This window comes from Bradyrhizobium sp. CB1015 (assembly GCF_025200925.1).
Taxonomy (GTDB): Bacteria; Pseudomonadota; Alphaproteobacteria; order Rhizobiales; family Xanthobacteraceae; genus Bradyrhizobium.
This window is the reverse complement of sequence record NZ_CP104174.1, coordinates 5,098,856-5,120,415: the sequence shown is the minus strand read 5'-3', so window position 1 is coordinate 5,120,415 and position 21,560 is coordinate 5,098,856. Positions and strand designations below refer to the sequence as shown.

The window sequence follows — 21,560 nt, the reverse complement described above, 5'->3', positions numbered from 1 at the left end:
CGAGTGAGTAACCATGTCCGCTGTCGCCGAGTTGCTTTACTCGCGCCGCGTGCCGCAGGTCGCGGTGCTGGCGCTGATCTCCTTCAGCTTTGCAGGGTGCAGCGCCGACATGTCGTCGCGGCTGTCCCAGACGAACTTCTCCAATCCCTTTGCCTCTGAGCAGACCGGCTCGGTGCAGCAGCCACCGCCGCCGCAGCGTGAGCTGCCGCAATATGCGCGGCCGCAGACGCAGCCCGGTTACTACCAGTCGCAGGCTTTGCCTCCGCCCGCGGTGTCCGCCCCGCAATCCTATCCCGTTGCCTCTGGTGGCGGCGTGTCCGGTGGCGGACGCGGCGTCAGCTCATATGCGCCTCCGGCACAACCGCACCTGGAGACCACGGCCACCGTGCCGCCGCGGTCGGTCGCGGCCGCCCAGCCGGCCGGCGGGACCAAGATCATCGTCGGCACCAGCGATACGCTCGATGTGCTCGCCAAGCGCTATCACGTCACGCCGCAGGCGATTCTGGCCGCCAACGGCTACAAGGGCCCGCGGGCGCTCTCGCCCGGCCAGCAGCTGATCATTCCGTCTCCGGCGACGGCAGCTGCACCGGCGCCCGCCATGGCTCCGGTCGCGGCCTCGCCTGCAGCGAGGCCGGTTGCGGCCGTCGCAGCACCGCCGAGCACGCACTTCGTCAACCGCGGCGACACGCTCGCCAGCATCGCGCGCAAGAATCACATCTCGGCGGCAGAGCTTGCCCGTGCCAATGGCCTCGATCCGTCGGCAAAGCTCAAGCTCGGCACCAAGCTGACCGTGCCCGGCGCCAAGACCGCCGCCCTTGCGGCGCCGGTTGCTGCGGCTCCGGTCGCGGCTGCTCCGGTGGCCGGAACGCTCCAGCCCGTTGCGGCAGCTCCGGCGCCTGCGACCAAGATGGCCACTGCCGCCGCGCCCGTGCAGAGCGCGCGTCTCGCCCAGGCCACGAGCAATGTCGAAGAGAAGTCCGCCGACACGCCGGCGAGGGCTGCGGAGGCCACCGGCGCGCTGCCGACCTTCCGCTGGCCCGTCCGCGGCAAGGTGGTCACGACCTACGGCGCCAAGACCAACGGCAAGTCCAATGACGGCATCAATCTCGCGGTGCCCGAGGGGACGCCGGTCAAGGCAGCCGAAGACGGCGTCGTCGCCTATTCCGGCAACGAGCTGAAGGGTTACGGCAATCTGGTTCTGGTTCGGCACTCCAACGGCTACGTCACCGCATATGCCCATGCGAGTGAGCTGTTGGTGAAGCGCGGCGATACCATCAAGCGCGGCCAGGTCATTGCCAAGTCGGGTCAATCCGGGGAGGTGGCGTCGCCGCAGCTCCACTTCGAGATCCGCAAGGGATCGAGCCCGGTTGACCCGCTTCAATTCCTGAACGGGGCGTGAGGCGCAGGCTTTAGGCTTGGGGCGTGCCATCAACCTGTCAGTGATGTGTCGGAACAGGTGTCAGCCATGTCTCCGGTCTAAACATTTCGCGGGCGATGACAGTTTGGGTGGCAGATAGCTTCCGCTATTGCACCGTCAGCTTCACGCCGAGCCGTCCCGCCAGCTCCTGCACGAACTGCCAGGCGACGCGGCCCGAGCGCGAGCCGCGCGTCGTCGACCATTCCAGCGCCTCCCGCTCCAGCGCCTCGTCGTCGATCTTGATGCCGAAATGGCTGCAATAGCCGCGCACCATGGCGAGATATTCGTCCTGGCTGCAGCGGTGGAAGCCGAGCCAGAGGCCGAAACGATCCGACAGCGAGACCTTCTCCTCGACCGCTTCGCCCGGATTGATCGCGGTCGAGCGCTCGTTCTCGATCATGTCGCGTGCCAGCAGATGGCGGCGGTTGGAAGTGGCATAGAGGATGACGTTCTCGGGCCGGCCCTCGATGCCGCCTTCGAGCACCGCCTTGAGCGACTTGTAGGAGGCATCGTTGCCGTCGAAGGAGAGGTCGTCGCAGAACACGATGAAGCGGAAGGCGGAGGCCCGCAGCTGCTCCATCAGGGCCGGCAGGGTCTCGATGTCCTCGCGGTGGATCTCGATCAGCTTGAGCTTGTCGACCGGTTTGCGTTCCGCGTTGATGCTGGCATGCGCCGCCTTCACCAGCGACGACTTGCCCATGCCGCGTGCGCCCCAGAGCAGGGCGTTGTTTGCCGGCAGGCCATTGGCGAAGCGCTCGGTGTTCTCCATCAGGATGTCGCGCATCCGGTCGACGCCCTTGAGCAGGAACAGCTCGACGCGGCTGACCCGCGGCACCGCCGAGAGGCGTCCGTCAGGGTGCCAGACATAGGCATCCGCCCGCTTGAACGACTCGGACTCGACTGCCGGCTTGCCCTGGGCGGAAAGGTGCGCCGCAATGGTCTCCAGGGCGCGGACGATGCGCTCCTGGGCAAGGTCTGGGCCTGCCTTGGCGACCGCCGCCGTGGGGCGTTTTGCCGCGACGCTGGCGGGCTTGTTGGCAGGGGTGCGGGGGCCTTTGCCGGCCGGGCTTTTGTCTGATTTCTTGGGCATGTCCGAAGTTCCTGAGAACGCAGCCTTATCGGGCCTCACGGGCCGCCGCAAGGTGGCCCAAAAGGGCGGTCTGGCAGCGTTGCAATTGGGGCAATGGCCGCTATAGTCCGCGCGAATTTGACCGAACCGGTCGCCCTCAAGGGCCTGACCGGCTTTCCCCCGTTCTCACGAGGATCGTCCGAATGCTGATTACCCCTGCGTATGCCCAGGCCGCGGGCGCCGGCGACACCAACAGCATGTTGATGTCGTTGCTGCCGTTCGCCCTGATCTTCGTGATCATGTACTTCCTGATTCTGCGTCCGCAGCAGAAGAAGGTCCGCGACCACGCCGAGCTCGTGAAGAACATCCGCCGCGGCGACACCGTCGTGACCTCCGGCGGCCTCGTCGGCAAGGTCACCAAGGTGGTCGACGATGATCAGATCGAGTTCGAGATTTCCGACGGCGTGCGCGTGCGACAGATGCGCCAGATGATCTCGGGCGTACGCGCCAAGGGCGAGCCGGCCAAGGAAAGCGCAAAAGAGAGCGCCAAGGACGACACCGCGGCGAAGTGAGCGCTTCACCGCGAGTCTCTTCAAGTCTCCTGATCTGACAGGTCCAGTCGATGTTGTATTTCACGCGGTGGAAGGCGCTCGGGATCATCCTGACGGCGCTGATCGTGTGCCTCTGCGCGGTCCCCAACTTCTTCCCCGAGGCGCAGGTCAAGACCTGGCCGGCCTGGGCGCAGCGCCGGCTCGTGCTCGGCCTCGACCTCCAAGGCGGCTCTTATCTCCTGCTCGAGGTCGATTCCAACTATGTGAAGAAGGAGCGGCTGGACCAGATCCGCGACGACGTTCGCCGGACGCTACGCGATGCCAAGATCGGCTTTACCGGCGGCGTCACTGTGCGCAACGACGCGGTCGAGGTTCGCATCACCAAGGAAACCGACGTGCAGCCGGCACTCGCCAAGCTGCGCGAGCTCTCCCAGCCGCTGGGCGGCCTCATGGGATCCAGCGGTCAGCGCGACCTCGAGGTGGCTGATGCCAGCGGCGGTGTGATCCGCCTCAGCATCCCGCAGGCCGCGATGCTCGACCGCATGCGCAAGACCATCGAGCAGTCGATCCAGATCGTCGAACGCCGCGTCAACGAGCTCGGCACCGTCGAGCCTGTCATCCAGCGCCAGGGCAACGACCGCATCCTGGTGCAGGTCCCGGGCCTTCAGGACCCGACCCGCCTGAAGGAGCTGCTGGGCAAGACCGCGAAGATGGAATTCCGCATGGTCGACACCTCGGTGCCGCCGGATCAGGCGCAAGCGGGCAGGTTGCCGCCGGAATCCGAGCTTCTGACGAGCGCATCGCCGCCGCCCACGCCCTATGTGGTCAAGAAGCAGGTGCTGGTCGCCGGCGGCGATTTGACCGACGCCCAGGCGAGCTTCGACCAGCGCACGGGCGAACCGGTCGTCACTTTCAAGTTCAACACATCGGGTGCCCGCAAGTTCTCGCAGGCCACCACCGAGAACGTCGGACTGCCCTTCGCGATCGTGCTCGACAACAAGGTGATCTCGGCGCCGGTCATTCGCGAGCCCATCACCGGCGGCCAGGGCCAGATCTCCGGCAATTTCACCGTGCAATCGGCCAACGATCTCGCGATTCTCCTGCGCGCCGGCGCGCTGCCGGCGCCGCTCACGGTCGTCGAGGAGCGTACCGTCGGCCCGGGCCTTGGCCAGGACTCGATCGAGAAGGGCGAGCTCGCGGCCTATGTCGGCTCGATCCTCGTCATCGTGTTCATGCTCGCGACCTACCGGCTGTTCGGTGTGTTCGCCAACATCGCGGTGGCCATCAACGTCGCGATGATCTTCGGCCTGTTGTCGCTGCTCAACGCCACACTGACGCTGCCCGGCATCGCCGGCATCGTGCTCACCGTCGGCATCGCGGTCGACTCCAACGTGCTGATCTACGAGCGCATCCGTGAGGAGCTGCGCGGCGGCCGCAACGCGATCTCGGCGATCGACGCCGGCTTCAAGCGGGCGCTCGCCACCATCCTCGATTCCAACATCACCACCTTCATTGCCGCCGCGGTGCTGTTCTACATCGGCACCGGCCCGGTGCGCGGCTTCGCCGTGACGCTCGGCATCGGCATCATCACCACGGTGTTCACCGCCTTCACCCTGACCCGGCTGATCGTGGCATGGTGGGTGCGGTGGAAGCGGCCGCAGAGCGTGCCGATCTAGGAGCCTGATCGTGACTTATACCGTTCTCATCGGGCTCGGCGTCCTCATTGCCATCCTCACCGTGGTCGCGGCCCTCGGCGTGTTGCCGTCACTGCGCATCGTTCCGGACGTGACGCATTTCGACTTCACGCGCTTCCGCCGCATCAGCTTCCCGATTTCGGCGGCGCTCTCGATCGTCGCGATCACGCTGTTCTTCACTCACGGACTGAACCTGGGCATCGACTTCAAGGGCGGCACGCTGCTGGAGGTGAAGGCGAAGTCCGGCACCGCCGACATCGCGGCGATGCGCACCAAGCTCGACGCCCTCGGTCTCGGCGAAGTCCAGCTGCAGCAGTTCGGCGGCCCGGAGAACGTCCTGATCCGTGTTGCGGAACAGCCGGGTGGCGACGCCGCACAGCAGGCAGCCCTGCAGAAGCTTCGTGGCGCGCTCGGCGACAGCGTCGACATTCAACGCACCGAGGTGCTCGGTCCGCGCGTCGCCGGCGAGCTCCTGGCGTACGGTATGCTCGGCCTGATGCTCGCGATCGTCGCGATCCTGATCTATCTCTGGTTCCGGTTCGAATGGCAGTTCGCGCTCGGCGCCATGATCGCCAACGTGCACGACATCGTGCTGACGATCGGCTTCATGTCGATCAGCCAGGTCGATTTCGACCTGACCAGCATTGCGGCGCTGCTGACGATTCTCGGCTATTCGCTCAACGACACCGTCGTCATCTACGACCGCATCCGCGAAATGCTGCGGCGCTACAAGAAGATGCCGATGCCGCAGCTGCTCAACGAGTCCATCAACTCGACGCTGTCGCGCTCGATCATCACCCACGTTACGGTGACGCTGGCGCTGCTCGCGCTGCTGTTGTTCGGCGGACATGCGATCCACAGCTTTACCGCGGTGATGATGTTCGGCGTGGTGCTGGTCGGCACCTACACCTCGATCTTCATCGCGGCCCCGATCCTGATCTATCTCGGCGTCGGCGAGCATCGCGAAGATGCGCCCGATACGGCGACGCCGGCGAAGAAAAGCAAGGCATGATCCGAACCTCATGCCCCCGCAGGCGTTTGCGAGGGCAGTAAGCCCATTCGGACAAAGCTCATGGCCGGCGATCCCAACGCTCCGCATTTCCCGCGCTCGGCGCCGATCGATGCCTATGGCAAGGGCGGCTTCGCCTTTGCCGGCATGTCGCATCGGGGCTCGCTGCTCTGTCTGCCCGACGCGATCTGGGCCTGGGACGTGACCGACCCCGCGAAGATCGACCGCTATTCGCTGGATCGGGTCTTCGCGGCCGCCAACAGCATCGACACACTCCTGGTCGGCACCGGAACCGGGCTGTGGCTGCCACCGCCGGAGCTGCGTCAGGCGCTCAAGGCGGTGAGGGTGGTGCTGGACACGATGCAGACCGGCCCGGCCGTGCGCACCTACAACATCATGATCGGCGAACGGCGGCGGGTGGCCGCCGCGCTGATCGCCGTGCCATGAGCAAGCCAGCGCCGCCGCCCGACTCCGTTGCCTTTTGCGCCGATCTCGTGCGCAGCCATGACTTTCCGCGCTACGCCGCTGCCCTGTTCGCGCCGGCCGCCGAGCGCCGCGCGCTGCTGGCGCTCTATGCCTTCAACGTCGAGATCGTCCGCGTTCGCGACCAGGTGAGCCAGCCCTTGCCCGGCGAGATCCGCCTGCAATGGTGGACCGACATGCTGTCGGGCCAGGTCCATGGCAGCGCCGAGGGCAATCCGGTGGCGGCCGAGCTGCTCCGCGCGATCCGCGATTTCGACCTGCCGGTCGAGCCGCTGTCGTTGCTTGCCGAGGAACACCAGTTCGATCTCTACAACGACCCGATGCCGACCATGGCCGCGCTGGAAGGCTATCTGGCGGCGACCTCATCGGCGCTGTTCGCCCTGGCAGCGCAGGTGTTGGGACCGCCGTCGGAGGCGGCCGAGCATCTCGCCCGCCATGCCGGGCTGGCGCAGGGTATCGTGCAGGTCATCGCCAATCTGCCGCGCGATGCCGCGCACCGGCAATTGTTCGTGCCGCAGCAGGTGCTGGAGAAGCACAATTGCAGCATGGAGGATGTCTTCGCCGGCAAGGACACGCCCTATCTCCATGCGGTGCTGGAGCAGCTCGCGGGTGAAGCCCGGCAGCATATGACTGCGGCTTCGTCGCGGCTGGCGCAGGTGGCGCCGCCGGTGCGGTCGGCGTTTCTGCCGCTGCGCCAGGCGCAGGCCGATCTCGAGCGCCTGTCGCGGCCGGGCCGCAATCCGTTTGCGTTGCAGCCGACCTCCCGGCTGCGCACGCTCTGGACGCTGTGGCGCGCCTCGCGATCGCGTGAATTTACCAAATAGACGCCGGCTTATCGCCTGGCCCGGCCAAATGCTCTATGCTGTCCTATGGCTGACATGTCCCAAAGCTCGTCCGATCTCAGCGGCCTTCCGGTCGCACCGGAAGACATTCACTCCGCCGCCAAGACCATTCAAGGCGCCGTCGTCGAGACGCCCTGCAGCCACAGCCGCACGCTGAGCAGCATCTGCGGCTGCGACATCTGGCTGAAATTCGAGAACCTCCAGTTCACCTCGTCATTCAAGGAGCGCGGCGCGCTCAACCGGCTCACCGCGCTGACGCCGGAAGAGCGCGCGCGGGGCGTGATCGCGATGTCCGCGGGCAACCATGCGCAGGGTGTCGCCTACCACGCCAAGCGGCTCGGCATTCCCGCCACCATCGTGATGCCGATCGGCACGCCCATGGTGAAGATCGAGAACACCAGGCATCACGGCGCCGAGGTGGTGGTCACGGGCGCGACGCTGGAAGAGGCCGCCGCCTTTGCGCGAAGCCACGGTGAAGCGCACGGCATGATCTTCGTCCATCCTTACGACGATCCGCTCGTCATCGCCGGGCAGGGCACGATCGGCCTGGAAATGCTGAAGGCGGTCCCGGAGCTCGACACGCTGGTCGTCCCGATCGGCGGCGGCGGTCTGATCAGCGGGATTGCCATTGCCGCGAAGTCGATCAAGCCGTCGCTGCGGATTTTGGGCGTCGAGGCCTGGCTCTACCCCTCGATGTACAACGCCATCCACGACGGCAATCTGCCGGCGCGCGGCGATACGCTCGCCGAGGGCATCGCGGTGAAATCACCGGGCAAGATCACCACCGAAATCGTCCGCCGCCTCGTCGACGACATTGCGCTCGTCAACGAAGCCGAGCTCGAGCGTGCGGTCGCGACCCTGATCTCGATCGAGAAGACCGTGGTCGAGGGCGCCGGCGCCGCCGGCCTCGCCGCCCTGATGTCCGATCCGTCGCGTTTTGCCGGCGAGAAGGTCGGCCTCGTCCTGAGCGGCGGCAACATCGACACGCGGCTGATCGCGTCCGTGCTCACCCGCGAGCTGGCGCGCGAGGGGCGGCTGACGCAATTGTCGCTCGATATCCCCGACAGGCCGGGACAGCTCGCCGCGGTAGCGGCGCTGCTGGCCGAGGCGGGTGCGAACATCATCGAGGTCTCGCACCAGCGGACCTTCTCCGACCTGCCGGCCAAGGCGACGCTGCTGCAATTGGTCATCGAGACCCGCGATGCCGCCCATCTCGACGAGGTGATGGCCAGGCTCAGCGCATCCGGCCTGAGCGCACGCTGCACCTGAGCGCGCGCTAATGTGACGCCAAATCCGCGACGTGGTCGATCAGGCGGTCGATCTCGGCTTGGGTGTTGTAGTAGTGGGGGGAAGCCCGGACGAGCGGCGGCAGCTCGCGGATCTCGGCATCGATGCGGGTACTCGACGGGTCTGAAGCGCCGATCGTGATGCCCGCCGTCGCGGCGCGGCTGACAACGGCCTCCGCCTCATATCCATCCAAGGTGAAGCTGATGATCGCTCCCGGCGCACGTCCGAGGTCGCGAATGGCGATGCCGCGAATGGCCGCAAGGCCGCTGCGCAGGCGGCCGGCGAGCAGGCGGCAGCGTTGCTCGATCGGAGCGAGACCGATCTCGAGGGCGTAGTCGACAGCTGCGCCGAGCCCAAGCCGGGCCGCGTAATTATTCTCCCATGTCTCGAAACGGCGGGCATCGTCGCGGAGCCGATATTCATCGCGCGAGACCCAGGGCGCTGCAAAATGGTCGATCATCGGTGGCTCGAGCTGCTGCAGCAGTGCGCGGCGGACGTAGAGAAAGCCGGTGCCGCGCGGGCCGCGCAGGAATTTGCGGCCCGTGGCCGACAGCATGTCGCAACCGATGGCTTCGACGTCGACCGTCATCTGCCCGACCGCCTGGCAGGCGTCGAGCAGATAGGGAATGCCATGCGCCCGCGCGATTCTGCCGACTGCCTCTGCTGGATTGACCAGCCCGCCATTGGTCGGAACCCAGGTGATGGCGATCAGCTTCACGCGTCGGTCGATCATGCGCTCCAGCGCGTGCACGTCGAGCTCGCCGGTGGCATCGCTCGGCACGACCTCGATGGTCGCGCCGGTCCGTTTCGCGACCTGAAGAAACGCAACATAATTGGCGGCATACTCCGCCTCGGCGGTCAGGATGCGGTCGCCCTTGCGAAACGGAAGCGAATAGAATGCCATCTGCCAGGCGACCGTCGCGTTCTCCACGAGCGCGATCTCGTCGGGGGCGGCATTCAGCAGGCGCGCGACCGAGCCATAGACCGCGTCGAGCCGCTGCGCTTCGCGGTCAGCGGCGGCATAGCCTCCGATCTCGCTTTCGAGGTCGATATGCTGCTTCATTGCAGCGACAACGGAGGTCGGCATCAGCGCCGCGCCGGCGTTGTGGAGATAGGCGAGCCGGCTGGTGGCTGGCGTGTCGGCACGTATTCGGTCGAGGTCGATCACTCACGCCCTCCGCTTCTTGCGATTTCGTGCATGAATTAGGCGCGTTGCCGCGCGCGAGCAAGATGGGCTGGCCGCCTCAGATGCAGAGGCCCAGCAGCTTGACGTGACAATTGCTGGACTTCGGCTTGCTGGCTGGAGCGACCTCGCGCTTCACGGCAACGACGGGCTCCTTGTCCTTTTTCTTGCCTTTGCCCTTCGGCTCGTAATCGCCGGCGATGACCATGGCCCAATAGGTGCGCTTGCCGCTCGCATTCTTGGCGCTGGCAATGCCGACGCGGGAGGCGTTGTGCAGCAAGAGGTTCTTGCGGTGCCCCGAGGAGTCGATCCACTGGCCCAGCGTCTTCTCGAAATTGTCGTAGCCGTAGGCGATGTTCTCGGCGGCGCGGCCCGCACCGGCCGGCGCGACACGGCGGTTGAACGGGCCGAGTGCGTCGTGGCTGAGGTCGTCCTTCGCCGCCATCGCACGGGCCTGATCCATGGCGATGCGATCGAGGGTGGCGTCGCGGACGACGCGGGCCTCACCATGCTTGAGACGGAAGCTGGAGATCAGGTCGGACGGTGAGTCGGCCAGCGCGGGCGCGCCCGCCAGCAGCACAAGGCCAGCAATCATCCCGCCAACCACAGAATGCATCATCGTCCCCCGACCGCCCATGATCTCTGCCAACCCTGCGTGATCCAAGCGCTTCTCGATCGCCATTGTGGAGGCTTCAAGGCGCAGATTCCGCTTAGCTCGTTGGGAGCTTCGCCTCGAAATTGAAGCGGTCGCGCAGGTTCTTGCGCTGCTCCAGGATGTCCTTGAGGAAGGCGCGGTCCTGCTCGTTCTTCATCATCGGCTCGATCAGGTCGAGCTGGTTCATGGCGACAAGCTGCAAGACCTCGGTGCGCGGCTTGCCGCTGGTGTTGCGTGGCAGGGCGTGCACGACCTGGATGTGCTCGGGCGGCTTCGGTCCCTTGGCGGCGGCAAGCTCGCTGCGGAGCTGGCCTTCGAGCGCGGCCTGATCGGCTTCGACGAAGGCATAAAGCCCGACGCCGGAGCGGCGGTCGGCAAAGGCGACGATGGCGGCGTCGCGCACGGCGGGATTGCGGCGGATCAGCTCGGCCAGCACCGGCGCATCGTTGACGAGCCGGCGACCGCCGCCCTCGCGGTCGGTGAAATTGAACAGGCCGCGGGTGATGGCGCGATAGACCTTCTTGCCGGTAGCGAGCCACAGGCTCGCGGCGAACGACTTCCTCGCCAGGATCTTTCGCTCGCGCGGCGTCAACGCTTCCGGCGCGTAGGAACGCTTGTGCTTGAGCAGGTGCCGGAGGTCTTCGTAGGCGAGGATGCGATAGAGTCGGCCGCGGCGCTTGAAGCACGCGGCGAGCTGAAAATCGGTCACATAGGCGCGGCCGTCGCGGCCGACCAGCCAGTTCTGCTCCTTGGCGAGATCATTGTGGCAGATGCCGGCGCGGCGCAGCCGGCGCAGTGCGGCTTTGGCCGAGCGGAAGTAGGCGGGATTGCCATGGGGCTTTGCCAGATGCAGCGCGACGCCGTCGACGAAGCCGCGCACCAGAGCGCGGCGCCCGGCCCATAGCAGCTCGGGACCGACGTCGAGGCCTTTGGCGTGCACCAGGGCCTGCTTCTCGCGGGCGAACAGGTGGCGCGCCAGCAGGAACGACCACCATGGCACCTCGTCGAGCCGGCGCAGTACCGCATCGATCTCGCCGCTCTGGCTGCGGAAGCGGCCGCGCTCGACGGTCGAGAACACGTCGCGCTTGAGCAGCACGCCTTCGGTCCAGTGCGCCGACAGCTCTGCGGCGTCGTCTTTGGGCAGGCTCATCGCAAACTCACGCGGCGGCGGCAATACGCAGGTGATCGGCGATCCAGCGATCGAGATCGGCGAGCGCCCGTTCGCTCAGCGCCTGCTTCTTGGCAACCGTCTTCTCGTTGCCGCGCAGCCGCGTGCCGTCGGGCTTCTTGGTCGGCACGCTCGCAAGCGGAGGGAACAGGCCGAAATTGATGTTCATCGGCTGGAACGAGCGGGTGCCCGGCTCGATGGTCTCGATATGGCCGCCGGTGATGTGGCCGAGCAGCGATCCCAGCGCGGTCGTAGTCGGCGGACTGACGAGCGTCCCGCCGCGCGCGTCAGCGGTTGCATAGAGACCAGCGATCAAGCCGACGCTGGCGGATTCCACATAGCCTTCGCAACCCGTCATCTGGCCAGCAAAGCGCAGCCGCGGCTGCGCACGCAGGCGCAACTGGCCGTCGAGCAGCTTTGGCGAGTTCAGGAAGGTGTTGCGATGCAGGCCGCCGAGGCGGGCGAATTCGGCGTTCTCCAGCCCCGGAATGGTGCGGAAGATTCGTTGCTGTTCGCCGTATTTCAGCTTCGTTTGGAAGCCGACGATGTTGTAGAGCGTGCCGAGCTTGTTGTCCTGGCGCAGCTGCACGATCGCGTAGGCCTTGGTCGTGGGATCGTGCGGGTTGATGAGACCGACCGGCTTCATCGGGCCATGGCGCAGCGTCTCGGGGCCGCGCTCCGCCATCACCTCGATCGGCAGACAGCCGTCGAAATAGGGCGTGTTGGTCTCCCAATCCTTGAACTCGGTCTTCTCGCCGGCGATCAGCGCGGCGACAAAGCCGTCATACTGCTCCTTGGTCATGGGGCAGTTGATGTAGTCGGCGCCGTTGCCGCCGGGGCCGACCTTGTCATAGCGCGATTGGAACCAGGCCACCGACATATCGATGGACTCGCGGTGCACGATCGGCGCGATAGCGTCGAAGAAGGCGAGCGCGTTCTCATCCGTGAGCTCGCGGATGGCGTCAGCCAGTGGCGCGGAGGTGAGGGGGCCGGTGGCGACGATGACGTTGCTCCACTCGGCCGGCGGCAGGCCTGAAACCTCGCCACGGGCGATCTCGATCAGGGGATGATCGTTGAGGGCCTTGGTCACGGCCGCCGAGAAGCCGTCGCGATCGACTGCGAGCGCGCCGCCGGCGGGCACCTGGTTGGCATCGGCCGCGCGCATGATCAGCGAGTCGAGGCGGCGCATTTCCGCATGCAGCAGGCCGACAGCGTTGTTGGCGGCGTCATCCGAGCGGAACGAGTTGGAGCAGACGAGCTCGGCGAGCCCATCGGTGCGGTGCGCCTCGGTCATGCGGGTCGGCCGCATTTCGTGCAGCACCACGGGCACGCCGGATTTCGCCACCTGCCAAGCAGCTTCGGAACCGGCGAGGCCGGCGCCGATCACGTGTACGATGTTGGATTGGGGTCCTGTCATGGGGCGGACAGGTAGCGCTTTTCGGCGGAGAGTGGAATCGCCGAGATCGAGTTTTCTGCCATCAGAAACGACAACGCCCGCACGAGGCGGGCGCTATCGGTCCGTTCCGGTGAAGGGCTGAACGATATCAGCCCTGGTACTGACCGGCGGCAACGCGCGGGATGTCCGAGCGATCGAGGCCGATATCGGCCAGCTCGCGATCGCTGAGCTGGGACAGCTCGGCAACATTGCGCTGATAGTCCCGGAAGGCCTGGATCATGCGGATGAGCGAGAGCAGCATTGTTAGTCTCCTGTAGTTCGATTCAGCTCTTGCTTTGAGCCTCATCGTTGAAATGAATATAGGTGAGAGTGGTGCAGTGCGAAAGTTCCGATGTTGCGATGCAGCTAAGCGAACAGCGCATAGCACCGGTAAGGCACGATTAACCTCTTGGCACTCTCGCCCAAGAGCTGGGCGGCAGTGATCGCTTTCTGCAGCAAATGTCCGGGAAATCACGGGCTTATGGTAGAATCTGCCGTGCTGACGGAGGATCGAAATAAGCTGCGTTCCGGCGATCTGCAAAGGATGGGTTAGCCTCTAGGCCCAAGTCTCGCATGCGCGAATCGCATGAAACGTTCCACCTAGATATGGACTTATATTCATATATTGGGCGGCCGCTGCTCGCCGAATTGGGTCGCCCTTGATTCCGAGCCTGCTCCGTTGCCCCTTTTCGTGCCGTGTACACATGCGATGCGTTAGGTCCCCATTACGAAGTTGTAATGAAAGTCAGAAATTTGGCATGCGGCTCTGCGCAGCGCGCAGCATCACGCAGTTCTCGCGGGGAATTTATTGCGGCAAGTTGCCGCAATCGGGGGAAAGTCATGTCGCAGATTCCGGCAATGTCGCCGGTTCTGGCCCAAGAACAAGAGAAGAAGGAAAGTAACATCATGACGAAGTTACTCGGGGTTATTGCAGTCGCCGCTGTTGCATTCGCCGTCGCGCCGGCCCAAGCCGCCAAGCACGCCATGGGCGGCTGCAGCGGGGCCAATCTGGAGAAAACGGAGACCGCGATCGAAAACATGGCGGACGGTGACAGCAAGTTTGTCGCGCAGAAGGAGATCGCTGCGGCTCAGGATTCCCTGCTCAACGGCAAAATGGGTGCGTGCGGCGCGCATCTGAACAAGGCGATGCTCGCCACGATGGGCAAGTAAACGCACTCAAGCGAGGGCCGGTCGCCGTGCGATCGGCCCATAGGCTTTGTCGCGTGTTAATTTAGGGAGCGCGTGCGAGCTGGGCGGCAAAATAGGCCACGGTCTTGGAGTAGACCTCGCTCTTGTTCCATTGCTGGAGCACGGCAAAATTCGGACTGCCCGGCTGCCAATCCTTGCCGCGCTGCCAGCCATAGCCGGCCAGATAATTGGCGGTGGAGGCGAGCACGTCGGGTGCGTTGTGCAGGAGATCGCGCTTGCCGTTGCCGTCGAAGTCGACGGCATATTTCATCCAGGATGACGGCATGAACTGGGTCTGGCCGAGCTCGCCGGCCCAGGCGCCTTTCATATCGGCAGGCGCAAGATCGCCGCGCTGGACGATCCGGAGCGCATCCAACAGCTCGGCGCGAAACTGCTCGGAGCGACGGCAATCGTAAGCGAGCGTTGCAAGCGAGCGGATCGTTGCGAACTTGCCGGTGTTGACGCCGAAATCGGTCTCCAGACCCCAGATCGCGACCAAGACCTCACCGGGCACGCCATAGGCCTGCTCGATGCGCGACAGCACCGAGCCGTACTGCTTCATCATGTTGGAGCCGCGCTGCAGGCGCGGCGGCACCATGCGGCCGGAGAACTCCTCGAAGGTCTGGGTGAAGACCTTTTGCGAGCGGTCGCGGTTGAGCACGCTCTGATCGAGCGTCACTCCGGCAAGCCCGGCGGTGATAGCCTGCTGCGAGATGCCTTTCGCCGCAGCGTCGGTTTTGAAATCAGCCAGCCAGGCGTCGAAATTGCCTGAGCCGCAAGCAACCGCGGCGGGCGCTGGCTGGACTGAGAGAAGGGACGCGGAGACGGCGAAGGCTGCGAGAGCAAGACGAGAAATCGTCGGAGTCATCAGATGAAATGGATTTCCGTGAATTGATCTGACCGGCAGCATAATCTCGGCCGTAACCGCGGCCAAAGCAAGGCGTGCGGCCCTGTCCGAATCGGGCAGGGCCGCACGTCACGAGATTGTCAGAGGTCCGTCCGATTCCGCCACGGGAAGAGGTTAGCCGGGAAGTCGGCGGCCGGCTTGCGCGGCCGATGCGGCGGAGGCGGCACAGGGCGTGCGCCCGGATCGGACACGATCACCTTGCGGTAAAGGTGCCACGTGGCGTGCCCGAGCAGGGGGACCACAACGGCGAGGCCGAGGAAGGCCGGGATCGTGCCGAGCGCGAGCAACACCGCCACGATCAGGCCCCAGGCCGCCATCGGCACCGGATTTCTCGCGACCACGCGCAACGAGGTGCTCATCGCCTCGAACGCACCGGCATGGCGGTCCAGCATCAAGGGGAACGACACGGCGCTGAGACAGAGTGCGGCGAGCGCGAACAGGAATCCGGTGCCGCAGCCAACCACGATCAGCCACCAGCCTTGCTGCGTCGTCAGCACGCGCTTGATGAAATCCGAGAATCCGGTGACGCCCTCGTAGCCGAACGCCGCGACATAGATCGCCTGTGCGGTCGCCACCCAGGTGACGAACAGGGCGAGCAGCAACGTGCCGAGGCCGAGCATTGCACCGAATGAAGGCGAGCGCAGCACCTCCATGGCATCCCAGGCGCTGGCCGGTTCATATCGCTCGCGCCGGCTGGAAAGCGCGTAGAGCCCGAGCGCGGCGAAGGGCCCGATCAGCGCGAAGCCCGCGGCCAGCGGAAACAGCAGCGGCAGCACCGAATAGCCCATCACCACGCGGGCGAGCATGATGCCGAGCACCGGGTAGATCACGCAGAGGATGATGGCGTGGCTCGGGACGGCCTTGAAATCCTCCCAGCCGCGCCTGAGCGCGTCGTGTAGATCGGACAATCGAATGGTTCGGATCACCGGTCCAGCCGCGTCCGTGGGCTGGGCCATCGTGGGGACATTGCCCTGGTAGAGTGTGGCCATGGTCGCTCCCTTGCCAAGCGGCTGCGTCCGGCGCCGGCAAACGGCGCAAGCGGCCGCCCATTCTCTTGAAATCCCGCGATCCCGACCAGACGCGAATTCCGGATGGCATCGCGAGCTGAAAAGCAAGCATACTCCCAAGTCCGAGTCCTGTCCCTCACGCTCGGTTGAAATTCGATGCCGCGGCGCAGCCAATGCGGCGTCATTCTGTCGTCATTTCGCCGCAGATAAGCTGATGCTGCGCTCTGGTTCGCGGAACTTCGCGGGCGCTACGCAGTAACTTGGTCTATAAGTGTGCCACTCAGGCCCTTCCAACGGATCCTTTTCGGGGAGCAGATATGAGCATTTTCGGGAAAATCATGAGCGCGATCTTCGGTGGCCAGCCGGCTTCCGCTGCGCCCGCCGGTGGCACAGCGCCGAGCAGTGCGCCCGCAGGGACCGCAACGGCGCCAGCCGCCGCGCCCATGGCCGCGGTCGACGTGGCGGCGATCGTCGATAAGGCGGCAGCCGCGCACAAGGGCGAGAAGCTGGAATGGCGTACCTCCATCGTCGACCTCATGAAGGCGCTCGACATCGATTCCAGTCTCGCTGCGCGCAAGGATCTCGCCAAGGAGCTGGGCTACAGCGGCGACATGAACGACTCGGCGAGCATGAACGTCTGGCTGCACAAGCAGGTGATGTCCAAGCTCGCCGCCAATGGCGGCAAGCTGCCGCCGGAGATCAAGCACTGACCCGCCCTGGTTCGTGCCGCAGGAGCCCGCGATCTCGCGGGCCCTTTTGCGGTTAGGCGACCAGATCCGAATCCTCCGGATGCCGGTCGAGATAGTCGGCGACGAAGCCGCAGCCGGCGATCACCTTCTTGCCGTCGCGCCGGATCAGGTCGAGCGCGCCCTTGACCAGCTCGGAGCCGATGCCGCGCCCGCGTAGCGCGCGCGGCGTCTCGGTGTGGGTGATGATCACGACCGATGGCGCCAGCCGGTAATTGGCGAAGGCGATGTCGTTGCCGACATCGAGCTCGAAGCGGCTCTTGTCCTTGTTGTCGCGTACCGAAGCCGCCATGCGGGATCCTTTCGAACTGCAGATTGCCTCCTGATCTAGGAGCCTGACACGGCCCTTGCCAAGATGAGACCAAGGCAGATCGCCGTCACCGCACTGCAGTATGGATATGGCGCGCCGCGAGCATGGTCCCGCGGCCCGCAAAAAATCCGCGATGCCGCTCTTGCAAGCCGGACTTCGGTTCCCACGTCCTGGAAAGGACATACGCCCGAATGCGGCCGGCGGGGTCGCCAGACATTCGGAGTGTCATGATCGCCAGCCGCAGACGTATGCCTCTTTTGCAGGAGGGTACGATGTCGGATTCTGGTTTCTTCAATACTCATCGAACGTGGGAAGACTGGTGCGGGATGCTGCTGGGGGCAGTGATCGTGGCCTCGCCGTGGTTTCCGATCCAGGATCAGGCGATCGCCGGTCACCAGACGGCCATCCTGAACACGGTCGCGATCGGTCTGATCGTATTTGGCATCAGCCAGCTCGAATACGTCGCCTTGCAGCGCTGGCAAGAGGTGACGACGATCCTGGTCGGACTGTGGCTCATCGCCTCGCCCTACGCGATCGGCTATTCCGGCGAGGGCTTCCTCCGCATCTATCACACGAGCCTCGGTGCGGTGGTGGTGCTGCTCGGCGTTCTCCAGCTGTGGCAGGACTGGGACATGAATGACCAGGACTTGCTCAAGCACGGACAATAGGCCGTAAGTAAACGGCAGGCCCGCCGGCCACTGGCGGCGGGCCTGTGCACTCACGGTGTCACGAGATCCGCATAGTCCGGGTGCTTGTCGATCCATGCCTTCACGAACGGGCATTGCGGGATCAGCTTCAATCCGTCGGCCCGGACCTGGTCGAGCGCGCCTTGCACAAGTTTCGAGCCGATGCCCTTGCCGCCAAGCTCCTTCGGCACGTCGGTATGCTCGAAGGTGATGACATCGCCGTCGAGCTTGTAGTGCTCGGTCGCAAGATGACCCTCCACCTCGAGCTCATATCGGTGATAGGCCTTGTTGTTGATGACGTCGCTCATATCGTTGCCTTGCAGCTGCCAGCCCCGCGCACGAGATCGTAACGCGCGGTCTGGTCGGCGCGTTTCCGATCAGAGCCGTTCGGTTCAATCGGTCGCTTTGGCTAGCCTGGAATCTTCGGCCTGTGGCTGCGGGCGGAGGCAGCCTTGGCAAATGACCAGGGAGCGGTTGACCCTGGCGTCCTGTTCGGCCTCGATGCCGTCCTGCGCCTGCCACCATTCCTTCGAAGAGGGCTGAGCGTCGGCTTGCGCCCTGTTGCGGGCGGCAGTCCGCGTCGGCTGCGAGGCGGCGCGTGGCCGATTGGGATCCTCGCCGGTACCATCCCAGGCATAGCGTGCAGGCTTGAAGGCGGGATCGGACGCAAGATGAGCCTGCGGAGTCGCGGCACATCCGGCGAGCGCCAGCGACAACAGGAGGAGGGCGGGCGCTTTGACCATGATGCGGCACTCTGTACGCGAGAACTGACGAACGTTGCGCCGATCATGTTTAAAATTCCCTGAACGATTGTGGCCGCGCTGACGACAAACGCGAATGCGTTATCTGATCATGCTCGCTCTGTTCGCCTCGGCCGCGCGCGCCGACGACGCAAAGCCGTTCAATCCGGCCGACTATCCGCCCGGCGTGCAGAAGGCGCTGCGCCACGCCAATGAAGAATGCGAGAGCCAGGCGGGTGGCGCGGTGACCTTCGCGCCCGACACCGTGCGCAGGATCGACCTGACCGGCGATGCTCGCGAGGACTACATCGTCGGTTTCCAGGACACCAAATGCGGCGATCGCGAGACGACCTATTGCGGAACCGGCGGCTGCGTCATGAAGATCCTGGTGACGCTGCCGGACGGCAGCGTGCGCGAGGTGTTCGACGGCTATGTCCTCCGCTACAAGATCATGGCCCCACCGGTAAAGCGCGGCGCCGCGCGCACCATCCGCTTCGATCTGCATGGCAGCTTCTGCGGCGGCTTTGGTGCGCAGGCCTGCTGCAAGACCAGGACCATCACGGCGACGCCTTTTGCCTTCAAGCAGCCGTAGGGCTGGTCCGCGGCAGCCGGTCTTGCAGGGCCGCTGGCGTTGGCGATAAATGGGCTGCAATGAACGGACGGCTCGCGTGCCGCCCGTCGCCCACGAGGAAGCCCGATGCAGCCCCTGCGCATGTCCCGCCGCGTCATGAATCTCGCCTATATGCTGACCCAGAATGCGCGGCGGCATGGCGCGCGTCCCGGCTTCGTCTGGGGGGACAAGTCCTGGACCTGGCGCGAGATCGATGCGCAGGTCTCCGCCCTGGCCGCGGCGCTCGCCGCGCGGGGCATTGCGAAAGGTGACCGCATCCTCGTCCATTCCAAGAATGGCGATGAGATGTTCTTCTCGATGTTCGCTGCGTTCCGGCTCGGTGCGGTCTGGGTGCCCACCAATTTCCGTCTGATGCCGGATGAGGTCGGCTATCTCGCGCAGGCCTCCGGCGCGAAGGCGTTTCTGTGCCACGTCGATTTTCCCGAGCACGCAGCGGCGGTGAAGGGCGGTGCGCTGGAGTTCACCTGGAGCATCGACGGCAAGGCCCCCTTCGGCGAGGGCTCGGTGGCTGACGCGATCGCCTCGCATGCGGGGGCTGTTGTGGAGAATGTCGCCGTCGAGCATGACGATCCCTGCTGGTTCTTCTTCACCTCCGGCACTACCGGACGCTCCAAGGCGGCCGTGCTCACCCACGGCCAGATGGGATTCGTCGTCACCAATCATCTCGCCGATCTGACGCCCGGCACGACCGAGCAGGATGCCTCGCTGGTGGTGGCGCCGTTGTCGCACGGCGCCGGCGTGCATCAATTGATGCAGACCGCGCGCGGCGCGCGCACCGTGCTGCTGCCGACCGAGAAATTCGACATCAACGAGGCGTTCCGCCTGATCGAGGCGCATCGCGTCAGCAATCTCTTCACCGTGCCGACCATCCTGAAGATGATGGTCGAGCATCCCGCCGCCGACAAATACGACCATTCCTCGCTGCGTTACGTCATCTATGCGGGTGCGCCGATGTATCGCGAGGACCAGAAGGCGGCGCTGAAGAAGCTTGGCAAGGTGATCGTGCAGTATTTTGGCCTTGGCGAGGTCACCGGCAACATCACCGTCCTGCCGGCGGCGCTGCACGATCCGGAGGACGGCCCGCACGCCAAGATCGGCACCTGCGGCTTCGAACGTACCGGCATGCAGGTGTCGATCCAGGACGACGAGGGCCGCGAACTCAACGCCAACCAGAGCGGCGAGATCTGCGTGATCGGGCCTGCGGTGTTCGCCGGCTATTACGACAACCCCGAAGCCAATGCGAAGGCGTTCCGCAACGGCTGGTTCCGCACCGGCGACCTCGGCCATATGGACGAGGAGGGTTTTGTGTACATCACAGGACGTGCCTCCGACATGTACATCTCCGGCGGTTCCAATATCTATCCGCGCGAGATCGAGGAGAAGATCCTGACGCACCCCGCGATCGGCGAGGTTGCCGTGCTCGGCGTGCCCGATGCGACCTGGGGCGAGGTCGGTGTCGCCGTCTGTGTCGTCCGCGAAGGCGCGAAGGCGGTGAGCGAAGCGGACATGGCGGCGTTCCTGTCGCCGAAAGTGCCGCGCTACAAGATGCCGAAGCGCTTCTTCTTCTGGGATGCGCTGCCGAAATCCGGCTATGGCAAGGTGCCGAAGCGCATGGTGCGCGACGAGCTCGAGGCGCGCGGGCTGCTCGACCTCGACAAGAAGACGGGCTGAGCGCACCAGATGCGGAGCATCAAGCAGCCGGGCCCGCCACCTCCCGAGCGCATCCAATGGGTGGAGGCGAGGGGGCGCGCCTTTTCCTTCACGCTTGAGGCCGGTCTGCCGCTGCTGGAGGCCGCGCGGCGCGGCTTTGCCGCGGAAGGCTTTGCCGGCGGCGTGCTGAACTTTCGCCGCGGCGCGCTGGGGCCGTTCGCCTATGTCATGCCGGCGCTGTCGAAGAACGGCGAGAACGCGGCGTTCTACAGCGACACGTTCCGGCCTTGTGGCGTGACGCGCCCCAAGCTCGGCAGCATGACGCTCGGCATGCGCGACGGTGGGCCGTTCTTTCATTGCCACGGCCTCTGGACCGAGGCGGACGGCAAGGCGAGCGGCGGCCACATGCTCCCGGACGAGACCGTCGTCGCCGAGCCGTTCGAGGTCGAGGCCTTCGGCATCGACGGCGCGATGTTCACGGCGGAGCCCGATCCGGAGACCAATTTCAAGCTGTTCGGACCGGTTGCTGCTGCGAGCACCGGCGCGCGAACGACCAGCCGCGCGTTCGCGCTGCGGCTGCGCCCGAACCAGGATTTTGGCGGCTGTCTCGAAGAGTTCTGCCGCGCCCACGGTATCGCCCGCGCGAAGATTCATGGTGGCGTCGGCTCGACCATCGGTGCGCGCTTCACCCATGGCGGCGTGACCGAACCGTTTGCGACGGAGCTGGCGATCACGGCAGGGACAATCGCGCCCGGCATATCCGGCGCGCTGGAAGCTGCGCTCGATGTCGCGCTGATCGACTACACCGGCGGCGTTGCGGAGGGCCGTCTGATCCGTGGCGACAATCCCGTGCTGATGACGATGGAGCTGGTGCTGGAGGTGCTGGGCTAGTGGCGGCGAGC

24 protein-coding genes are annotated in these 21,560 nt (G+C 65.3%); 13 read left to right on the top strand and 11 right to left on the bottom strand.

Annotated elements, in window-relative coordinates; all coding sequences use genetic code 11:
• The first annotated feature begins 13 nt into the window (after nt 1–13).
• Nucleotides 14–1,399: a LysM peptidoglycan-binding domain-containing M23 family metallopeptidase gene (locus N2604_RS23785; protein WP_260370616.1), complete on the top strand. Its 1,386-nt coding sequence runs from the start codon at nt 14–16 to the stop codon at nt 1,397–1,399.
• A 124-nt stretch (nt 1,400–1,523) separates the two neighbouring features.
• Here the strand turns inward: N2604_RS23785 and N2604_RS23780 are convergent, their stop codons facing one another.
• On the bottom strand, nt 1,524–2,507 hold the full coding sequence (locus N2604_RS23780; protein WP_260370615.1) for an ATP-binding protein: 984 nt from the start codon (nt 2,505–2,507) through the stop codon (nt 1,524–1,526).
• A gap of 182 nt (nt 2,508–2,689) precedes the next feature.
• Between N2604_RS23780 and yajC the strand changes: the two genes are divergently transcribed.
• The 6 genes from yajC to N2604_RS23750 are packed head-to-tail and all read left to right on the top strand — an operon-like array spanning nt 2,690 to nt 8,334.
• Complete coding sequence (gene yajC, locus N2604_RS23775; protein ID WP_260370614.1) at nt 2,690–3,058, top strand: preprotein translocase subunit YajC; 369 nt, start codon at nt 2,690–2,692, stop codon at nt 3,056–3,058.
• Between the two features lie 50 nt (nt 3,059–3,108).
• Nucleotides 3,109–4,713 carry a protein translocase subunit SecD gene (gene secD, locus N2604_RS23770; RefSeq protein ID WP_260370613.1) on the top strand — a complete coding sequence of 535 codons (1,605 nt, stop codon included), beginning with the start codon at nt 3,109–3,111 and terminating at the stop codon, nt 4,711–4,713.
• Nucleotides 4,714–4,723: 10 nt separating this feature from the next.
• Nucleotides 4,724–5,743: a protein translocase subunit SecF gene (gene secF / locus N2604_RS23765; RefSeq protein WP_260370612.1), complete on the top strand. Its 1,020-nt coding sequence runs from the start codon at nt 4,724–4,726 to the stop codon at nt 5,741–5,743.
• 60 nt (nt 5,744–5,803) lie between these two features.
• A complete protein-coding gene (locus N2604_RS23760) occupies nt 5,804–6,187 on the top strand; it encodes an Mth938-like domain-containing protein (protein WP_063683332.1) in 384 nt (127 codons plus the stop codon).
• The gene (locus N2604_RS23755) at nt 6,184–7,047 is read left to right on the top strand and encodes a phytoene/squalene synthase family protein (protein ID WP_260370611.1); all 864 of its coding nucleotides are present in this window, start codon (nt 6,184–6,186) and stop codon (nt 7,045–7,047) included. Before N2604_RS23760 ends, N2604_RS23755 begins: the two co-directional genes overlap by 4 nt.
• Nucleotides 7,048–7,092: 45 nt before the next feature.
• Entirely contained in the window at nt 7,093–8,334 is a 1,242-nt protein-coding gene (locus N2604_RS23750; protein ID WP_260370610.1) for a threonine ammonia-lyase, read from the top strand.
• A 7-nt stretch (nt 8,335–8,341) separates the two neighbouring features.
• On the opposite strand, the gene N2604_RS23745 is transcribed toward N2604_RS23750, so the two are convergent.
• The 5 genes from N2604_RS23745 to N2604_RS23725 form a co-directional block, all read right to left on the bottom strand.
• Nucleotides 8,342–9,520 carry an aminotransferase class V-fold PLP-dependent enzyme gene (locus N2604_RS23745; protein ID WP_260370609.1) on the bottom strand — a complete coding sequence of 393 codons (1,179 nt, stop codon included), beginning with the start codon at nt 9,518–9,520 and terminating at the stop codon, nt 8,342–8,344.
• Nucleotides 9,521–9,596: 76 nt separating this feature from the next.
• Nucleotides 9,597–10,151 (bottom strand): CAP domain-containing protein, encoded by a 555-nt coding sequence (locus N2604_RS23740; RefSeq protein WP_260370608.1) that lies wholly within the window; start codon nt 10,149–10,151, stop codon nt 9,597–9,599.
• A gap of 94 nt (nt 10,152–10,245) precedes the next feature.
• Nucleotides 10,246–11,340: an AMP-binding enzyme gene (locus tag N2604_RS23735; protein WP_260370607.1), complete on the bottom strand. Its 1,095-nt coding sequence runs from the start codon at nt 11,338–11,340 to the stop codon at nt 10,246–10,248.
• A 7-nt stretch (nt 11,341–11,347) separates the two neighbouring features.
• Nucleotides 11,348–12,775, bottom strand: a complete 1,428-nt coding sequence (gene trmFO / locus N2604_RS23730) for a methylenetetrahydrofolate--tRNA-(uracil(54)-C(5))-methyltransferase (FADH(2)-oxidizing) TrmFO (protein ID WP_260370606.1) — start codon at nt 12,773–12,775, stop codon at nt 11,348–11,350.
• 127 nt (nt 12,776–12,902) lie between these two features.
• On the bottom strand, nt 12,903–13,055 hold the full coding sequence (locus N2604_RS23725) for a DUF1127 domain-containing protein (RefSeq protein ID WP_007590701.1): 153 nt from the start codon (nt 13,053–13,055) through the stop codon (nt 12,903–12,905).
• Nucleotides 13,056–13,633: 578 nt separating this feature from the next.
• Between N2604_RS23725 and N2604_RS23720 the strand changes: the two genes are divergently transcribed.
• The gene (locus N2604_RS23720; RefSeq protein WP_260370605.1) at nt 13,634–13,963 is read left to right on the top strand and encodes a hypothetical protein; all 330 of its coding nucleotides are present in this window, start codon (nt 13,634–13,636) and stop codon (nt 13,961–13,963) included.
• Nucleotides 13,964–14,024: 61 nt separating this feature from the next.
• Here N2604_RS23720 and N2604_RS23715 read toward each other — a convergent pair whose 3' ends face one another.
• Both N2604_RS23715 and N2604_RS23710 read right to left on the bottom strand, forming a co-directional pair.
• On the bottom strand, nt 14,025–14,849 hold the full coding sequence (locus tag N2604_RS23715) for a lytic transglycosylase domain-containing protein (protein ID WP_260370604.1): 825 nt from the start codon (nt 14,847–14,849) through the stop codon (nt 14,025–14,027).
• A 119-nt stretch (nt 14,850–14,968) separates the two neighbouring features.
• Nucleotides 14,969–15,877 (bottom strand): DUF2189 domain-containing protein, encoded by a 909-nt coding sequence (locus N2604_RS23710; protein WP_260370603.1) that lies wholly within the window; start codon nt 15,875–15,877, stop codon nt 14,969–14,971.
• Nucleotides 15,878–16,212: 335 nt separating this feature from the next.
• On the opposite strand from N2604_RS23710, the gene N2604_RS23705 reads away from it, so the two are divergent.
• Complete coding sequence (locus N2604_RS23705) at nt 16,213–16,605, top strand: DUF3597 domain-containing protein (RefSeq protein WP_260370602.1); 393 nt, start codon at nt 16,213–16,215, stop codon at nt 16,603–16,605.
• Nucleotides 16,606–16,657: 52 nt separating this feature from the next.
• Here N2604_RS23705 and N2604_RS23700 read toward each other — a convergent pair whose 3' ends face one another.
• Nucleotides 16,658–16,933: a GNAT family N-acetyltransferase gene (locus tag N2604_RS23700; RefSeq protein WP_260370601.1), complete on the bottom strand. Its 276-nt coding sequence runs from the start codon at nt 16,931–16,933 to the stop codon at nt 16,658–16,660.
• Nucleotides 16,934–17,223: 290 nt separating this feature from the next.
• Here N2604_RS23700 and N2604_RS23695 point away from each other — a divergent pair, with 290 nt between their 5' ends.
• Entirely contained in the window at nt 17,224–17,619 is a 396-nt protein-coding gene (locus N2604_RS23695) for an SPW repeat protein (protein ID WP_260370600.1), read from the top strand.
• Between the two features lie 50 nt (nt 17,620–17,669).
• On the opposite strand, the gene N2604_RS23690 is transcribed toward N2604_RS23695, so the two are convergent.
• Together N2604_RS23690 and N2604_RS23685 are read right to left on the bottom strand one after the other, a co-directional pair.
• Nucleotides 17,670–17,945, bottom strand: coding sequence for a GNAT family N-acetyltransferase (locus tag N2604_RS23690; RefSeq protein WP_260370599.1), 276 nt, complete (start codon nt 17,943–17,945; stop codon nt 17,670–17,672).
• A gap of 84 nt (nt 17,946–18,029) precedes the next feature.
• Nucleotides 18,030–18,380 (bottom strand): hypothetical protein, encoded by a 351-nt coding sequence (locus N2604_RS23685; protein ID WP_260370598.1) that lies wholly within the window; start codon nt 18,378–18,380, stop codon nt 18,030–18,032.
• Between the two features lie 94 nt (nt 18,381–18,474).
• Here N2604_RS23685 and N2604_RS23680 point away from each other — a divergent pair, with 94 nt between their 5' ends.
• From N2604_RS23680 to N2604_RS23670, 3 genes are all read left to right on the top strand, one after another.
• The gene (locus N2604_RS23680; RefSeq protein WP_260370597.1) at nt 18,475–18,969 is read left to right on the top strand and encodes a hypothetical protein; all 495 of its coding nucleotides are present in this window, start codon (nt 18,475–18,477) and stop codon (nt 18,967–18,969) included.
• Nucleotides 18,970–19,074: 105 nt separating this feature from the next.
• Nucleotides 19,075–20,679 carry an acyl-CoA synthetase gene (locus N2604_RS23675; RefSeq protein ID WP_260370596.1) on the top strand — a complete coding sequence of 535 codons (1,605 nt, stop codon included), beginning with the start codon at nt 19,075–19,077 and terminating at the stop codon, nt 20,677–20,679.
• Between the two features lie 9 nt (nt 20,680–20,688).
• Nucleotides 20,689–21,549, top strand: coding sequence for a DNA-binding protein (locus tag N2604_RS23670; RefSeq protein ID WP_260370595.1), 861 nt, complete (start codon nt 20,689–20,691; stop codon nt 21,547–21,549).
• Nucleotides 21,550–21,560: the final 11 nt, after the last annotated feature.

Coding starts and splice junctions, on each gene's coding strand:
- yajC (WP_260370614.1), top strand. CDS start 2,690: ATGCTGATTACCCCTGCGTATGCCCAGGCCGCGGGCGCCGGCGACACC.
- N2604_RS23695 (WP_260370600.1), top strand. CDS start 17,224: ATGTCGGATTCTGGTTTCTTCAATACTCATCGAACGTGGGAAGACTGG.
- N2604_RS23705 (WP_260370602.1), top strand. CDS start 16,213: ATGAGCATTTTCGGGAAAATCATGAGCGCGATCTTCGGTGGCCAGCCG.
- N2604_RS23780 (WP_260370615.1), bottom strand. CDS start 2,507: ATGCCCAAGAAATCAGACAAAAGCCCGGCCGGCAAAGGCCCCCGCACC.
- N2604_RS23700 (WP_260370601.1), bottom strand. CDS start 16,933: ATGGCGGCTTCGGTACGCGACAACAAGGACAAGAGCCGCTTCGAGCTC.
- secD (WP_260370613.1), top strand. CDS start 3,109: ATGTTGTATTTCACGCGGTGGAAGGCGCTCGGGATCATCCTGACGGCG.
- N2604_RS23755 (WP_260370611.1), top strand. CDS start 6,184: ATGAGCAAGCCAGCGCCGCCGCCCGACTCCGTTGCCTTTTGCGCCGAT.
- N2604_RS23720 (WP_260370605.1), top strand. CDS start 13,634: ATGTCGCAGATTCCGGCAATGTCGCCGGTTCTGGCCCAAGAACAAGAG.
- N2604_RS23760 (WP_063683332.1), top strand. CDS start 5,804: ATGGCCGGCGATCCCAACGCTCCGCATTTCCCGCGCTCGGCGCCGATC.
- N2604_RS23785 (WP_260370616.1), top strand. CDS start 14: ATGTCCGCTGTCGCCGAGTTGCTTTACTCGCGCCGCGTGCCGCAGGTC.
- N2604_RS23690 (WP_260370599.1), bottom strand. CDS start 17,945: ATGAGCGACGTCATCAACAACAAGGCCTATCACCGATATGAGCTCGAG.
- N2604_RS23750 (WP_260370610.1), top strand. CDS start 7,093: ATGGCTGACATGTCCCAAAGCTCGTCCGATCTCAGCGGCCTTCCGGTC.
- N2604_RS23740 (WP_260370608.1), bottom strand. CDS start 10,151: ATGCATTCTGTGGTTGGCGGGATGATTGCTGGCCTTGTGCTGCTGGCG.
- N2604_RS23715 (WP_260370604.1), bottom strand. CDS start 14,849: ATGACTCCGACGATTTCTCGTCTTGCTCTCGCAGCCTTCGCCGTCTCC.
- N2604_RS23725 (WP_007590701.1), bottom strand. CDS start 13,055: ATGCTGCTCTCGCTCATCCGCATGATCCAGGCCTTCCGGGACTATCAG.
- N2604_RS23670 (WP_260370595.1), top strand. CDS start 20,689: ATGCGGAGCATCAAGCAGCCGGGCCCGCCACCTCCCGAGCGCATCCAA.
- N2604_RS23735 (WP_260370607.1), bottom strand. CDS start 11,340: ATGAGCCTGCCCAAAGACGACGCCGCAGAGCTGTCGGCGCACTGGACC.
- N2604_RS23685 (WP_260370598.1), bottom strand. CDS start 18,380: ATGGTCAAAGCGCCCGCCCTCCTCCTGTTGTCGCTGGCGCTCGCCGGA.
- N2604_RS23675 (WP_260370596.1), top strand. CDS start 19,075: ATGCAGCCCCTGCGCATGTCCCGCCGCGTCATGAATCTCGCCTATATG.
- N2604_RS23710 (WP_260370603.1), bottom strand. CDS start 15,877: ATGGCCACACTCTACCAGGGCAATGTCCCCACGATGGCCCAGCCCACG.
- trmFO (WP_260370606.1), bottom strand. CDS start 12,775: ATGACAGGACCCCAATCCAACATCGTACACGTGATCGGCGCCGGCCTC.
- N2604_RS23680 (WP_260370597.1), top strand. CDS start 18,475: ATGCGTTATCTGATCATGCTCGCTCTGTTCGCCTCGGCCGCGCGCGCC.